This window comes from Kitasatospora sp. NPDC050543 (assembly GCF_044457565.1).
Lineage (GTDB): Bacteria > Actinomycetota > Actinomycetes > Streptomycetales > Streptomycetaceae > Kitasatospora.
This window is the reverse complement of record NZ_JBITGZ010000022.1, coordinates 68,885-82,017: the sequence shown is the minus strand read 5'-3', so window position 1 is coordinate 82,017 and position 13,133 is coordinate 68,885. Positions and strand designations below refer to the sequence as shown.

Annotated in this window: 14 protein-coding genes and 1 pseudogene; 1 reads left to right on the top strand and 14 read right to left on the bottom strand. The window is 70.8% G+C overall.

Annotated features, from left to right (window positions below; all coding sequences use genetic code 11):
* Nucleotides 1-195: 195 nt before the first annotated feature.
* From ACIBH3_RS24830 to ACIBH3_RS24790, 9 genes and pseudogenes are all read right to left on the bottom strand, one after another.
* A pseudogene (locus tag ACIBH3_RS24830) lies at nt 196-744 on the bottom strand (glycosyltransferase); the annotation flags it as partial.
* A gap of 302 nt (nt 745-1,046) precedes the next feature.
* Nucleotides 1,047-1,556, bottom strand: coding sequence for a hypothetical protein (locus ACIBH3_RS24825; RefSeq protein ID WP_396314264.1), 510 nt, complete (start codon nt 1,554-1,556; stop codon nt 1,047-1,049).
* 19 nt (nt 1,557-1,575) lie between these two features.
* Nucleotides 1,576-1,941: a hypothetical protein gene (locus ACIBH3_RS24820; RefSeq protein ID WP_396314263.1), complete on the bottom strand. Its 366-nt coding sequence runs from the start codon at nt 1,939-1,941 to the stop codon at nt 1,576-1,578.
* Nucleotides 1,942-2,206: 265 nt separating this feature from the next.
* Nucleotides 2,207-2,833: an ATP-binding protein gene (locus ACIBH3_RS24815; RefSeq protein WP_396314262.1), complete on the bottom strand. Its 627-nt coding sequence runs from the start codon at nt 2,831-2,833 to the stop codon at nt 2,207-2,209.
* Nucleotides 2,834-2,957: 124 nt separating this feature from the next.
* Nucleotides 2,958-3,401: a hypothetical protein gene (locus tag ACIBH3_RS24810; RefSeq protein ID WP_396314261.1), complete on the bottom strand. Its 444-nt coding sequence runs from the start codon at nt 3,399-3,401 to the stop codon at nt 2,958-2,960.
* 134 nt (nt 3,402-3,535) lie between these two features.
* On the bottom strand, nt 3,536-4,186 hold the full coding sequence (locus tag ACIBH3_RS24805) for an HAD-IA family hydrolase (protein WP_396314260.1): 651 nt from the start codon (nt 4,184-4,186) through the stop codon (nt 3,536-3,538).
* A gap of 25 nt (nt 4,187-4,211) precedes the next feature.
* Nucleotides 4,212-5,414, bottom strand: a complete 1,203-nt coding sequence (locus tag ACIBH3_RS24800) for an XRE family transcriptional regulator (protein WP_396314259.1) — start codon at nt 5,412-5,414, stop codon at nt 4,212-4,214.
* A gap of 181 nt (nt 5,415-5,595) precedes the next feature.
* The gene (locus tag ACIBH3_RS24795) at nt 5,596-6,027 is read right to left on the bottom strand and encodes a hypothetical protein (RefSeq protein WP_396314258.1); all 432 of its coding nucleotides are present in this window, start codon (nt 6,025-6,027) and stop codon (nt 5,596-5,598) included.
* Complete coding sequence (locus ACIBH3_RS24790) at nt 6,027-7,340, bottom strand: phage major capsid protein (RefSeq protein ID WP_396314257.1); 1,314 nt, start codon at nt 7,338-7,340, stop codon at nt 6,027-6,029. The genes ACIBH3_RS24795 and ACIBH3_RS24790 overlap by 1 nt, the downstream gene beginning before the upstream one ends.
* A gap of 547 nt (nt 7,341-7,887) precedes the next feature.
* Between ACIBH3_RS24790 and ACIBH3_RS24785 the strand changes: the two genes are divergently transcribed.
* Nucleotides 7,888-8,379, top strand: a complete 492-nt coding sequence (locus ACIBH3_RS24785) for a hypothetical protein (protein ID WP_396314256.1) — start codon at nt 7,888-7,890, stop codon at nt 8,377-8,379.
* A gap of 66 nt (nt 8,380-8,445) precedes the next feature.
* Here ACIBH3_RS24785 and ACIBH3_RS24780 read toward each other — a convergent pair whose 3' ends face one another.
* The 5 genes from ACIBH3_RS24780 to ACIBH3_RS24760 all read right to left on the bottom strand — a co-directional run bounded on the left by ACIBH3_RS24780 (nt 8,446) and on the right by ACIBH3_RS24760 (nt 13,119).
* On the bottom strand, nt 8,446-9,270 hold the full coding sequence (locus ACIBH3_RS24780; RefSeq protein ID WP_396314255.1) for an N-acetylmuramoyl-L-alanine amidase: 825 nt from the start codon (nt 9,268-9,270) through the stop codon (nt 8,446-8,448).
* Between the two features lie 104 nt (nt 9,271-9,374).
* Complete coding sequence (locus ACIBH3_RS24775) at nt 9,375-10,535, bottom strand: HK97 family phage prohead protease (protein ID WP_396314254.1); 1,161 nt, start codon at nt 10,533-10,535, stop codon at nt 9,375-9,377.
* 68 nt (nt 10,536-10,603) lie between these two features.
* Nucleotides 10,604-11,635: a hypothetical protein gene (locus ACIBH3_RS24770; RefSeq protein WP_396314253.1), complete on the bottom strand. Its 1,032-nt coding sequence runs from the start codon at nt 11,633-11,635 to the stop codon at nt 10,604-10,606.
* 90 nt (nt 11,636-11,725) lie between these two features.
* Complete coding sequence (locus ACIBH3_RS24765; protein WP_396314252.1) at nt 11,726-12,535, bottom strand: hypothetical protein; 810 nt, start codon at nt 12,533-12,535, stop codon at nt 11,726-11,728.
* A 338-nt stretch (nt 12,536-12,873) separates the two neighbouring features.
* The gene (locus ACIBH3_RS24760) at nt 12,874-13,119 is read right to left on the bottom strand and encodes a hypothetical protein (RefSeq protein ID WP_396314251.1); all 246 of its coding nucleotides are present in this window, start codon (nt 13,117-13,119) and stop codon (nt 12,874-12,876) included.
* Between the last annotated feature and the right edge of the window lie 14 nt (nt 13,120-13,133).

The window sequence follows — 13,133 nt, the reverse complement described above, 5'->3', positions numbered from 1 at the left end:
GTGTCGGTACGCGCCGGGTTCAACGAGCCTGGCTGGGCGGGGCCTCGTGCTGCTGCCCGAACGGGCGGGCCCCCTCGATCCCCACGCTCTGCCGCTGCCGAACCGGGCAGTTGGACGCGGCGAGGACAAGGAAGTCTGGGAGGGCTGGCCGTTGCTGTCGCGCCGGGCCTGGCTGCGGATTTGTTCGGCGGCTGCCGTGCCGCGTCGCATCCGCTCGGGCCGGTACAGACACGCCTGAACGATCGCGCGGGCGAGGGCATTGGGGTCCCCTCGGTCCGCGAGCCAGCCGTTCGCATCGTGGCCGCCGGTCGTGATCTCCCGTTCCAGGCTTCCACCGGTTGTGCCGATCACTGGCAGGGCGGTGGCCATTGCCTCATGGACCGCGCGGGTGGTCTCCGCTGAGCTGGCGAGGAACAGATCGGCGGCCGCGAGCAGGACCGGCCGCTCCTCGAGGTCGCACGCCGACGCCACGATCACGTCGCTTTCGGCGTGCAACCAGAGCGGGGAAGCGCTGGTGGGCAGGCACAGCACGAGCACGGGCGCGAGGTGTTCAGGCAGACGTGGTGGTCCGACCTGAAGGAACCCGTCGAGGAGGCTGGGGAGGAACTGCAGCTCGCTCTCCTCGGGGACGGCAATGATGACCGGTCGCAGTTGCACGTCCTTGGTCCACAGCGTCGGTAGTCCGCGGCTGGAGACCACGTTGTGCCGGCCCCGCGCGTTCGCCCCTGCCTGTCCGGGTTTCATCGCCGCCTGTGCGAGGACTCGGGCCCGCTCGGCGGGGAGCAGTGCTCGTGGTCGGAACGACGTGGTGTCAACGAGCATGGTCTCTGTCCTTGGGCCTATCGGGATGGTTGAAGGAGTGGGGCCGGCGGGTCCCCGGGGGGGCGCTGCGTGTTTCGCGGGCGCGCGCTCGCGCCCGGGGACCGCCGGCTGCGGGTCGGCCTGTCGGAGTTGGCCAGGCCCGCCCCCGGTCCTCGGGGGTTGTGGGGACCGGGGTGCAGCCCCGTCCCGGCCAGTGGAGCCGCCAACTGGTCGGGACGGGGGATTCAGGGACGCCGTGCGGGGGGCCGTCGCAGCTGGGTGCGGGCTCGGCGTAGCGCGTTGGCGAGGTTGTGCGGGTGGGTCAGGAACTGGCGGCCGTCGGGCGGGACCAGCCAGGTTCTGCCCTGAGTACGGGGCAGGCCCGGGGCGGGCATCGCTACCGTGACCGCCGGCGAACCGTCCACGGCTCGTGCGATCAGCTCCAAGTCCCGCATCTGCCAGTGCTCACCCTGGCGCAGGGCGATCAGAAACTCGACAGCGTGCCGAGGGCGGTTGAGCAGGACGGGGCCGACCACGACGCCGGCCAGCTGCATGTCCTGGAGCGCCGCAATACCGAGGCGCTGGTCGGTGACGCGAACGACGTTGAACCGGCGGCCGGTCTCGATCGCCGCCAACTGGCCGGCGCGCCATTCCGTGAACGCGGTAGCGGCCTGCCGGTTGGCCGATGCGAGCCAACGCGCGCCAAGGACGTGGGCGGGCGCAGGGTGGGGGCGCCGAGGGGCTGTCGTGAGCATCGCGCTCGTCCTTCCTGGGTCAGGCGGGGCAGGGGACTCCGCGACCGGGCAGGCGTTGCTCCGTGCCGTCGCTGGTGGCAGCCGTGAGGACGTAGGTCACGTGGCCGTGGGTGAAGGTGACGGCGTGGCTGCGGCCGGCAGCCAAGTCGTCCATCGTTCGGCCGGCGCTCGCATGGCTCCCGAGCCACGCCACCGGCGCGCTGTCGTCGGGCAGTTCGAGCTGAGCTACCAGGCGTTCGACCTGCCTCCGCAACTCACGCGTGGCCAGGCGCACGTCCGGGGCTCCGCCGCTCCACAGCCGTAAAGGGTGCCCTGAGCTGTAGTAGGCGGTCACGGTGCACCAGAACGGCTCGGTGGGTACCCAGGGCCGCTGGCGCGTGAACACGCTCGGGTTGGGCTGTCGGGTGGCCCGGGGCCCCGGGGGGGGGCCCCCCGGGGGCCCCCCCCGGCCGGGGGGGGGGGGGGGCCCCCCCGGGGGCCCCCCGGCCGGGGCGAACCCCGCCGGGGGGGGGGCGCCCGGGGGGGGGGGGGCGGCCCGCGGGGGGGGGGGGGGGGGGGGGGCCCCCCCCGGCCCCCCCCCGGCCCCCGGGGGGGCCCCCCCCCCCCGGGCCCCCCGGGCCGTAAACGCCGGATGACCCTCGTGATGGCCCTCATGCCGCGCTCTGGGATAGCGCGGGTGTCAGGCCCAGACGACGGCCGAACGCAGTCCTCCTGCGGATCGACTGGCGGCCCGGACCGTGGCCGGCGACAAGCCCCGTAAGCAGTCGCAGAACCTGGGGCAGTTGTTCGGCCGCATTCGTCTCCCCCTCGAGCCGACTGACCGCGCCCTCACCATCGGGGGCGAGCGAGGAGGCAGCTATCTCAAACCAGACGACCTTGGCACTCGTTGGGGCCTCATCGATCGGTCCGGGCTGCCATCCGAGGCCGTCGGACATGCTGTCGACGAGGGCGAGGCCACGGCCGCTCGTGGCGTTCGGACCGGCTTTCGTCGGGTGCGGCAGGCCGGGGCCGGGGTCGGCGACCCAGAACCTGATCCGGCCGGCCTTCGGCAGGATCCGCACGCCGTACGTGATCGCGGCGCTCTCATCCTGTGCCTCGCCGCCGCAGCCGTGAAGGACGGCGTTGGCGATGAGCTCAGAGAGGCAGGCTTCGACGGTGGACGCCTCGCCGGTCTCAAGGGTGATGCCGAGGTCCTTCACGAGCTGCACGATCTCTCGGCGGGCTTGCCCGACTGCGCAGAATCTCGCGGCGATCACCTGCGTGCTGGTTGTGCGCATGACAGTTCCTCCGAGGCCGTGGACTTGGGATGAAGCGGGTGCTAGGGCAGTAGGGCCAGATGGCCGTTGACCACGGTCATCCAAGGCGTGGGCTAGGGGACGGCGCGGTTCACTGGTCGACCACTCACAGCGGGTCGTCGGCCGGCCCCGGGCTGCGGCCGCGTCGCGGCCTGGACGGCGGAAGCCTGTGAACCCCGCCGGTGTAGAGCCGTTGGCCCGGGGTGTCGAGCGAGCCGGAGGCGAGGAAGGAGCCGCGGTCCGCGATGAGCTCCGTCAGGTGCTTCCACGCTTCCGGGGTGTGCGCCACCATCGACCGGGTCCACGTCACGATGCCGCTCGCTCGCCCCGCCGGCAGCAAGGCGGTGACGCCCTGCCAGCCCGGGCGCTCGTCCAGGTCGCCGAACAGGCCGGCGTCACTGAAGGATGCGGCAATGACCCATTCACGGGCGTCGGCGTACTGGCGGCAGTGGTTCGCCAGTTCCCCGCCCGGGTCACCGTCGGCAGCCGCGATGTAGAGCGCGACCGAGACACGGCCCGGAGATCGAGGCTGAGGCACTTCCGAAGACATGCCCCTACTGTCACGGGTCCATCGCGTTCAGTGAACCTGCGGCCCGTACGACTTCCAGAGATCACGCAGGCCCGAAGTCATACGGCGCGTAAGAGTCCCGCAACCTTCCGTCAACTGTCCTTTGTGGGTCGCCTCTACGAGGTTGCGGCGGCAGCCCATTCAACGGGGTCGAGGTCGAGCATGCGTGCGACTCTTCCTGCAATCTCCGGTCCGTCGGCGAACACCGTGGCGATGCCCAGCCCTTCGGCCGGCACAAGGTTCGCCGGGTGGTCGTCAACGAAGATGCAGTCCCCGGCGGGCAGATCCATCCTGTCCAGAGCACGCTGGTATATCGCGACGTCGGGCTTTGCGATGCCTTCTTCGCCGCTGATGACTCGCACGTCGAACAGGTCCCATACCCCGGTCTCGACGTACGGGTTGTAGGGGTCGAAGCCGTAGGAGTTCGACAGCAGGGCCACCACGATTCCAGCGTCCCGGGCCCTTTGAACCAGCTCGACCATCGCAGGGACGGCCCGCACCTTGGAGTGCGCCCGCCCCATCAGGTTGTCGGGCTCCACTCCCATGATCGCCGCAGTCCCCCGGTTCCACTCTGCCTGCGGCATCCGGCCGAGCTCCAGCTCCACGTACAGCGCGCGCCCCACCGGGTCGTCCTCCAGGGTGCTGCGCCACGTGTCCGCAGGCAGCCCCTCGCGAGCGCACCAGGCCCGGGACGACTGCCCAATGGGAGTGGTCATCACTCCCGCGAAGTCGAGGATCAGGCCGCGGTAGGACAACGTGCGCTCCAATGCAGGTGGTTCAGAGACCGAGGGACTAGCGGACGGTTGGAGAGGTGCCCAGGATGGCGGACAACTTCCGGATACGGCTCGTGCTGGCGTGGCCAACCCTCTGGATGATGACACCTGGGATCGCCTGGTGGCGCGACCACTCCGGGTGAGCCGAACACACCTCGAGGAGGGTGTCCAGTGAGGTGTCCCACTGCCGCGCGTCACACTGCGCGAGGGCGACGTCGAGCATCATTCGGTTGTGCGCTGCCTGGGTAAGCCCGCTCGGGTCGAACCGTCCGGCGATCTCCAGCGCGCGTCCCGCGTTGCCCAGTGACACGTTCACACTGACGGCCTGGGCGCCGGCGTACGAGGGGCCGAACTGCATCCCGTTTCTGTAGATGTCCCGGCCAAGGCGGGCGGCCACAGCGTGGGCCTGGGACAGAAGGTCTGCCGCGCGGGCGGAGTCGCCGAGCCGTGAGGCGGCGACGGCGGCGAAGGTGATGTTCTTCCCGTAGGCCGCCAGAAGCGCCGACCCCTGCTCGGAGAAGGTCGGCTCGTTCCGGGCGGCCGCGCCCTCCGCTTCGCGCAGGGCTTGATCTACTCGGGCGTCCCGCAGGAGGACACGAGCACGAGCCGAGCCCAGCATCGAGCTCCGCACAGGGTCGGCCGCCAGGTCGGCGTAGCGGATGGCGTGGCCGATTGCGGCATAGGCCAGGTCCCGCGCGCCGAGGAAGTTGGCGATCAGGCCGGCTGCCCGGTACCCATCGGACAGGAGCGCGCTTGCTGCTGCCTGCTGGTCCGCTGGAGCGGCATGGGCGTAAAGCGCTACCGAGCGGAGGAATGGCGCGGCGAGGGCACCGGCGTCGGTGTAGGCCCCCCGCCAGTACACCCTCCACATCCGGGAGGCGGCCTCGGCGAGGTCTGCAGGGCCGGGTGCGACGCCTTCGGCAGGGTCCATCAGGATGCCGGCCGCAGTGTCGTGGACGGTTCGGGACAGCTCGCGGAGCATTGCCCGGTCGTCCGGGCTCATGCCCCGCCGTGGAGATTGCTGGCCGAGGATCACGGCGACGTCGGTGTGGTAGGCCTCAGCCAGCCGCAGGAGGGTCGGCAGCGACACGTTGCCGTTCTGCTCTGCCTTCCGGACGGTGTGCAGGGACAGCATGCTGCGCGCCGCCACGCTGTCCTGTGTCTCTTTGCCCCTGAGCACCTTGAGGCGTTCGCCCGTCGTAAAGTCCTGCCACTGGCCCATCTCGCCCCTCCTCTGGTTTCTCCTCGGAAGGTACCTTCCTGGCGCGGCCAGCGGACCTGGTTCAACACGGAAGACTGTTCGGAAGACGCCAAGTTGACCTTGGGTCACAACAAGAGGCTCGCGCCTTTCGCATGCCTGAGCCCGCCCCCTTGCTAGAGAGCGGGCTCAGGCTTTCGGCAGGTCAGTCCCAGCCAAGGGCCATCCGAAGCTGGTCAAACTCAGCCCGGGGGATGGACTGGGCGGGGGTGTAGAGAAGCTGGGTGACGGTCCGCTGACTGCCGGTGTAGGTGCGGCGCTGGTAGATCCGCAGGCGCGGGTAGACGACGGTCCACTCGGGGTGGGTCAGGTCGAACAGCTCGGCGAGGTCGTGCGGCAGCTCGCTGCCGTCCTCGCCCACGAGCTCCATGTGGTCGATGACCAGGGGCTGGTGGGCGGTGATCCCGGTCTGCGTCGGCGGCTCGGGATTGGGCGCGGGCTCCGACGCGTGGGCCGCCGCCGGCGGTTCGAGCGGGGCGGCGGCCGACAGCTCCATGCCGGGCGGGCTGGCCTCGGGGGTGTCCTGCGGCTTGGCCGTGCTGGCGGCCGCCTTCACGGGCGGCTTGCGGGCGGCCATCAGGGGGTCGCCTTGAAGGTGCCGTAGACGAAGGACTCGGGGCGGGGCACCTCGAGGCCGACGCGCTCGGAGCCGCGCACGGTCACCACGCCCCGCTCGAAGTTGTCGCGGTTCTCGGTGGAGATCTGGACGGAGACCTGCTCGCGGTCGTAGAGCCGGGCGCCGAGCCCGAACGAGCCGATGAGGAACTTGCCCTCGTTGATCGCCATGGAGTCCACGACGGCGAGCCGCCAGACGACCTTCTGCGCGCCGACCGCGACGTTGACTGCGACACGGTAGGCGCCCTGGTTGTCGGTCTCCAGCTCCAAGTCCTCGAAGTCGAAGGGGTGGAGGACGATGCCGGTCGGCGGAAAGTAGGCGAGGAACGCGCGGGTTGCGGCTCGCCGGATGGCGGCGGACTGCTTGTCCGGGTCCACCTGGGCGTAGGTCTGGACGCCCTGGGTGTTGACGATGCCGGTGATCCTCTCGTCGCCGCCCGGGCCGTAGAGGATCTCGTTGTCCTCGGCCATCTTCACGCCGTCGACCATCTCGCTGTCGATCAGGTCGCGCAGCCGTGGTTCGTCGGCCAGCGTGTTCTTGTGGATCGGCATGGTGTGCGCGATCTCGGCGACCGGGTAGGTGACCGTCTTGAAGGTCAGGTTGGACTGGCCGGCCCGCGCGAACACCTCCACCGCCGCTCCGCCGCCGGGCGGCACCTCCATGGCGCGCTCGGGGATGATGCCGGCCGCGTTGGTGAAGCCGGTGACCCGCACGCCGTACAGCAGGTTCGCGGTGGTGGTCTGCGAGGGGAAGAGGTCGCGGACGCGCCCGGGCCGGACGGCGCGGGGGACGATATCCAGGCGCTCGGGGGTGCCGAGGCCGAGGACGGAGGCGGTGCCGGCGGACCGGCTGAAGATGTCCTTGCTGAGCTGGTCGAGGGCGTGGCCGTCGACGGTCACCATCTCGTCGAACGAGCCGCGGAAGCCGGCCGCGCTGAGCGCCTTGAACTCGTCGGAGTCGAGGAAGCGCTGGCCGAGGCTCTTGGCCTGTCCGGCGCCGAGGCGGGCGGCGAGTGCGGCGTCCTGGGGGGCGTAGGGCTGGCTGGCGGGCTCGTTGAGGAAGGTCTCGATGCTGGCGGCGCCCTCGAGGTCGGCGATCAGCTGCTTGATCGCCTGGGCCTCGCCGAGGGTCTTTCGGAAGGCGGCGGCCTTCTCGGTGGAGACGGTGACTCCGCCGTCCTCGATCGTGAAGGCGTTGCTGATGGTGTCGAGCTCGGCGGCCTTGGTGCGCAGCGCGGCGTTGAGTTCCTTGAGCCGGTTCTTGTCGGCGGTCACGAGGTGACGCTCCTTGGGGTTGGGCCGTGCCGTCCCGCCAGTGCGGGGCGAAGGGGTGTCACGTCGTGCGCCCGGTCAGCACCGGTGCGCCACGGCGATCGGCACACCGTAGGAGCGTCCCGCCCTTAGTGTCGCGTCGAGCCGCTGCCTGTTGGCGGGCATCGCCTTCCGCCCCGCTCTTTCGCCGCAACTCTTGCGCCGGTAAGCGAAGTTGGGTGTTCCCAGGGTGGGTCAGGTTGGTGACTGTGGAGAGCGGTCCCGCTGTGCGTTGGACCGGCTGGGCTAGGGCTCGGCCGATACCGATACCGATACCGACGATCGGAGTGCCGACGTGTATCCCTTCCCCCGTCCCGACCTACCGCAGGTTCCGGGAGACCTTGACCTGACTGCGGTGCCGGCCGGTCAGCCAGGCATCGAACTGGCTGTGGCTGGGGCCCGATACCAGGTGCTCTCCTCGGTCGCGGGCTGGGTGCTGCGCGTTGCCGGGCCGGGTGGAAAGACGGCGCTGCACGGGCCATGCGCGGTGGAAGGGCGAGCGGAGGCGTGGATGCACCAGCTCGCTGCGTGGTCGCTGTGGCCGAGGGCGCAGGTGCGTGGGGCGTGGGGCTGCCTGGCTCGAACGGAAGAGGGCTGGTTCACGGCCCTGGCCTTCCCGCTCCTCACGCCGCAGGTGCAAATCCATGCGGACGTTCGGGCCGCCGAGGAGCACGCCGCCGGCCACCTGATCGCTCCGGCCGTCTGGTCGGACAGCACGGACTCGGGTCTGCCGGATGCGGTGCGGCGGGTCGAGGAGCAGTTCTGGGTGCGTGAGGGCTACCGGGTCCTGGCCACATGGGCGACCAGCTCGCTGGGAGAGCTGACCCGGGAGGCGTATCGGGGCCGGGTGCTGGCTCGGGGGAACTTCCCGAGCGCGGACCTCGCCGAGCGTCTTGGGGTGTCCGTCGCCACGATCTCCGGCGCCACGACCGGGCGGAGCTGGGATCCGCCGATCAACCGGGCGCGCGGGGTACTCGCGAGCGGCAGGCGGCACGCCTGGTAGCCGCGTCGCTTCCGTGTTCGCAACCCCGCAGCGCCCCCACCGTTCTGGTGGGGGCGCTGCGGCGTTTCAGCGGGTGACGGGCCGGTCCCACAGGGCCGCCCAGGTGAGCGGTCCGATCTCGCCGTCGTCGTCCAGTGGCCAGCCGTTGGCCGTGGAGTCCTGCTGGAAGGCGACGACGGTGGATCGGGTGTGCTCCCCGTACCAGCCGTCCGCGCCGTCGGGGCCGACGTTCCAGGTGCGTTCGATCAGCCGGGTCTGCGCGGTTTGCACGTCGGAGCCGTGCAGCATCGGTTCGGCGAGGCGCAGGATCCGGCCGGGGAAGGGCGGAGCGGCCGACGGGCCGGACGGCGGCACCGGCGCCGGCTCCGCTCCCGAGCCGCCAGGCCTGGGCGCGCCCTGCTGGATCCATGCGTACAGGTCGTCGCCGGGGCAGTCGGTGACGTACCCGTCTCGGTGGCCCCGGACTTCGCTGCCGGCGCCGCCTTCGCTGCGGCAGTACTCGATGGCGTCGACCAGCCCGTCGAGCATCGCGTCGGTTGGCGATGTGATGCCGGAGGTGCCGACCATGGCGCACACCGCGTAGTGGCCCGCGTTCAGGGGCCCGTTTCCGTTCGCGCCGTTCTTGCGGTGGAGGCCGCGTCCCTCGTGCACGTAGCCGTGCGGGCAGACGACGAACGAGTACGCGATGTCGATCCATCCCTCGTCCCGGTTCGCCATGTGCGAGGACTGGATGTCCCGGACGTGGCCGGCGCAGCGGCCGTGGTCGCTGGCGAGGGCGCCCGGGACGGCGGACCCCTCGTAGTGGATCTTCACGCCCTTGGTGGAGCTGACAGGAATGTAGGAGCCGGTGGGCCGCGCCGCGCCCCACTCGGAACGGGAGACGAGCTTCATCGGTCCGCCCCCGGCTCGCTCCAATGCCTCTTTCGCACGGTGTCCTCCCGGTCTAGTGCTTGGTGCCGGGAAGCTAGGCCGGGGCTGTGGCTAAGGTCGCGTCGTCACTTGGCCGCGTTGGCGCCCTCGTGGGCATCGGCGAACAGGGCCAGGGCCGCGCTGATCTCGCTCAGCTGGAGGGTCGTGGCGGCCTGCTTGCTCTGCGGCGGCGGGTCGTCGTCCGTCTGCTGCCAGGAGATGCCGGCGGAGTCGAGTACGGCGACGAGGTGCTGCACCGCGGTGGCCAGGCGGCCGGCGTTCTCGCCGGACAGGGCCCGGCCTTCCTTGCTCTCCACCGTGGTGAGGGTCTTGAGGTGGGACACGACCCGTTCCAGATCCGGTACCAGCGGCGCGACTGCGGCGTCCGCGCTGCCTTCGACGTCCAGGATCAGGTGCACCGGACGCGGTGGCCCCGCGGTCGGCTGGCCGTCGCCGTCCAGGGTGTACGGCACCTCCCAGGTGGTGGCACCGAAGCCGCCCTCGGTGTACTTCCACAGGGAGGCGATCACCCGGTCCGGGTAGGTGCCGATGATCTGAAGAGTTCCGCCGCCGAACTCGTCGGTGTTGGCCGGCAGAAGCCGCTGCTGCACGACGGCGGTGATCGCGTCGATGCACTCTTCCAGTGTCCCGGCGAGCGGCGCGAGTTCGACCTCGGCCTCACGCAGCAGTCCGCGGGCCTTGGCGTCCGGGTGGCGCTTGAGGTCGAGGGTCGAGGTGTACGGGTTCGCGCCGAACAGGACCGGGCTGTACTCGTACAGGTCGAGGTCGGTGATGTGCCGGGCGCCCTTGCTGCGCTTGGCGGTGCGGACCTTGTAGCCGATCGACCACTGAACCTGGTCGCTGAAGAACTGCAGGTTGGCGTACATGTCCTGCCCGGCCTGCGTGGCGAGGTTGCAGCGGCCCTTGACGAGCAGCGCGCCCGCCCCGGGGGGCCACGGCTGCCCGTCCGGGAGGGTGGCGGGCAGACGCGCGTCGCCGGGCAGCAGTTCCTCAATGTGCTCGGTGCGGGCCGTCCACACGTTCCAGTCGTGCGACCACACCCCCTTGGGGGTGAGCTCGGCCAGGGTACGGGCGTAGGCGCCCGGCTCGATGACGTCGCCGTCGTGGTCCAGGAGACCGGTGACGGACACGAGCGTGGTGAACGCGCCCTGCTCGTCGTCGGTCTCCAGGACGCCGAGGGTCGCCTGCTTGTGGTCCAGCGTGCCGCTGGCTGTGCGTGCTCCCACCGTGTCGCTCCTCCGAGGTTGGTGCCGGCCACCGTAGGCGCCGGTGGGGTGTTGGGTCGCGCCTGGCCTCAGTCGAAGTAGTCGTCCGCCTCATCGGGGTACACCTCGTAGACGTGCCACTCCCCGGGGCCGGCCAGGACGACGACCTCGTTCTCGTCCAGGCAGCCGATCCCGGTCCCTGGGACGGCCAGGATGCGGGTGACCGGCACGTCGCCGCTCATGACGTAGCCGGACACCTCGCCGCCTTGCGTGGCGAAGTTCTCCGCCATGTGGTCCTCGGTGGAGAACGAGGAGAGCGGCCGGAGCGGGAGGTCTGTGACGGTGCCGGACTCGTCGATCTCCCTGGTGTGGGTGTCGTCGTAGTCGTCGGTGAAGCCGCGGTGCACGGTGACGTGGTCGATTCCCAGGGTGGCGAAGTGCTCCTGAGTGGTCTCCCACATGGCGATGAGGAAGGCGTCCAGCACGTGGCCGTCTTCGGCGAGAACCTGTTGTGTCTCGGCTTCCAGGTCCTCGTGGCCATGGTCCCAGGGCAGCGAGTCGGCGAGATTGAAGCGGCGGCGGGCTGTCTCCTGTAGCGCGAGGGCGTTGGGGTCGTGATCGTTGGCGGTGGAGGCCCAGCCGGCCACCAGGTGGGAGACGGCCTCGGCGCGGGCGAAGTCGCGGTACTCGTCGCCGGTCATCCGTGTGTAGCCCCACGGCTCTTGGCGGGCTCTGCTGTCCAGGTCGGCCTGGTCGACGTACTCGGCGTACCCGTTGGCACCGTACTCGTGTTGGTAGGCAGCGAGTTGCCCGGCTCGTACTCGGGCGAGGCGGTCGCGCTGCCGGTCGGAAAGCAGTTGCTCGTCCGTGATGGCGCTCATGCGCTGGGCAAGCGAACCGCACATGGCGGCCTTGACCTTCCCGGCCGGGCGTTGGCCGCTGCCGAGCAGCTGCGCGTCGGTGGCGTGCTGGCCGGAGGTTCGGGTGTGCGGGAGAGCGACGGGGGCAGTTCCGGCGTGCTCGGCGAAGCGCCCGCGGTTGTCTCGACGATGGCGGTGTTCGTCCCACGGGCGAGTCTTGGCCCGCAGGCGCAGGGTGACAGTGGTGGGCTCGGCGTACACCGTGCTGCTTTCTGCCGGGTGGTGTGGGTCACGGCAGGCTGGCAGCGGAAGGGGCGCAGCGTCGCGCCGAGCGCATGCCCTGAGCAGGCGTCAGTCGGCGGGCTGCCAGTGCCAGGTGCCAGGGCCGGCCAGGACGACGACCTCGGATTCGTCCAGGCAGCCGATCCCGGTGGCCGGGGTCGCGATGATGCGCCCGGCGGGCACGATGGCGCTCATGACGATGCCGGGGCCCTCGTCGGTGGCGAACTGGTGGGCCACGTCGGGGTCGAGGGAGAACGCCGAGAGGGGGCGCAGGGCTGGGTTGTTGAGGGTATTGCTGTCGGCTGCCCACCCGGCGGGCAGTTTGCCGTCGGGGGTGCTCATGCCACGGAACACCGTGAGGGAGCCGAGGTTGGCTTCGGCGAGGTGGGTCTGGGTGCGGTCCCACATGGCGGTGAGGAACGCTTCGAGAGCGAACCGGTGGGCGGCCTGGTGGTCGGCGGTGGCCTGCGTGAGGTGGTCGACGCTCGGCCAGTCGGCGGCCGGCTGCAGGCCGAAGTGGTCGCGGGCGGTTGCTTGAAGCGCGAGGGCGGCTGGGTCCTCGTCGTTGGAGGTCATCGCCCAGGTCGCGACCATGCGGTTCGCGGCTTCCGATCGCAGGAGGTCGCGGGCCTTTTCCGGGCTGACCTGCGTCCACGAGGGGTGTGGGGGCGGGCTGCCGGGGCCGGTGGTGCGCAGCTGCCCGGTCTCCGGGTCCTGGTGTGCGGTGGCGTAGCCGTTCTGGACGTTGGCCAGGCGGGTGCGGTCGTTCTCTGCGAGGAGCGCATCGTCTGGTACGTCCTTTAGGTCCTGGGTCAGGCCGGCGACGACGTTGGCCTTGTATGCCTGCGCTACGCGCTCGCTGTCGCCGTCCCGGAACACCAGGCCGTGTTCCTCCTCGTCGAACCGCGGCTGCGAGCGTGGACCGCGGGCGGGCCGAGCTGCGGCGGCCCGGATGCGCTCGAGTAGCGGGTCGGTGCTGGCGCCTGGCGTGTGCGCGAAGCGCCCCTGGCCATCCCGAGGGTGCAGACTTTCGCGGAAGGGCTGCTGCTTCACGCGGAGGCGCAGGTGGATGGCAGGAACGACAGGGTTCGGCACGGCACTCCCTCGGCAGCGCTGGGGCAGAGGGGTCACAGTGCCAAGAAGTCACCGATAGCGTCGCTGCGTCGCAGGACCGCCGATCCGTGTTCTGGCCTACGCAGTTCGGCGAGGGCGCGGGATCAGGAGGACGGGTCGGCTGCGGGCTCCTGATGGGCCTCGCCCAGCAGCTCCTGGGGGGCGGCCTTCCCGAAGGGCTGGGTCAGGACGCGGCGGGCCGCCTCGCGCCGATCGATGCCGAGCACTTCAGCGAGGCCGTCGAGCGTGGTCACGGGGTTGCCGTTGGCGTAGCGGATGTCCCAGCGTCGGCTGCGGATCCAGTCCTCGTTGAGCTGCTGCCGATCGCTGGGTGGGGTTCCGGTGCTCATGCTCCATCCTCACA

Bases quoted from the DNA above. Each gene is read 5' to 3' on its own strand.
- ACIBH3_RS24825 (WP_396314264.1), bottom strand. From the start codon at position 1,556: ATGCTCACGACAGCCCCTCGGCGCCCCCACCCTGCGCCCGCCCACGTC.
- ACIBH3_RS24800 (WP_396314259.1), bottom strand. From the start codon at position 5,414: ATGGGCCAGTGGCAGGACTTTACGACGGGCGAACGCCTCAAGGTGCTC.
- ACIBH3_RS24810 (WP_396314261.1), bottom strand. From the start codon at position 3,401: ATGTCTTCGGAAGTGCCTCAGCCTCGATCTCCGGGCCGTGTCTCGGTC.
- ACIBH3_RS24760 (WP_396314251.1), bottom strand. From the start codon at position 13,119: ATGAGCACCGGAACCCCACCCAGCGATCGGCAGCAGCTCAACGAGGAC.
- ACIBH3_RS24785 (WP_396314256.1), top strand. From the start codon at position 7,888: ATGCACCAGCTCGCTGCGTGGTCGCTGTGGCCGAGGGCGCAGGTGCGT.
- ACIBH3_RS24780 (WP_396314255.1), bottom strand. From the start codon at position 9,270: ATGAAGCTCGTCTCCCGTTCCGAGTGGGGCGCGGCGCGGCCCACCGGC.
- ACIBH3_RS24815 (WP_396314262.1), bottom strand. From the start codon at position 2,833: ATGCGCACAACCAGCACGCAGGTGATCGCCGCGAGATTCTGCGCAGTC.
- ACIBH3_RS24795 (WP_396314258.1), bottom strand. From the start codon at position 6,027: ATGGCCGCCCGCAAGCCGCCCGTGAAGGCGGCCGCCAGCACGGCCAAG.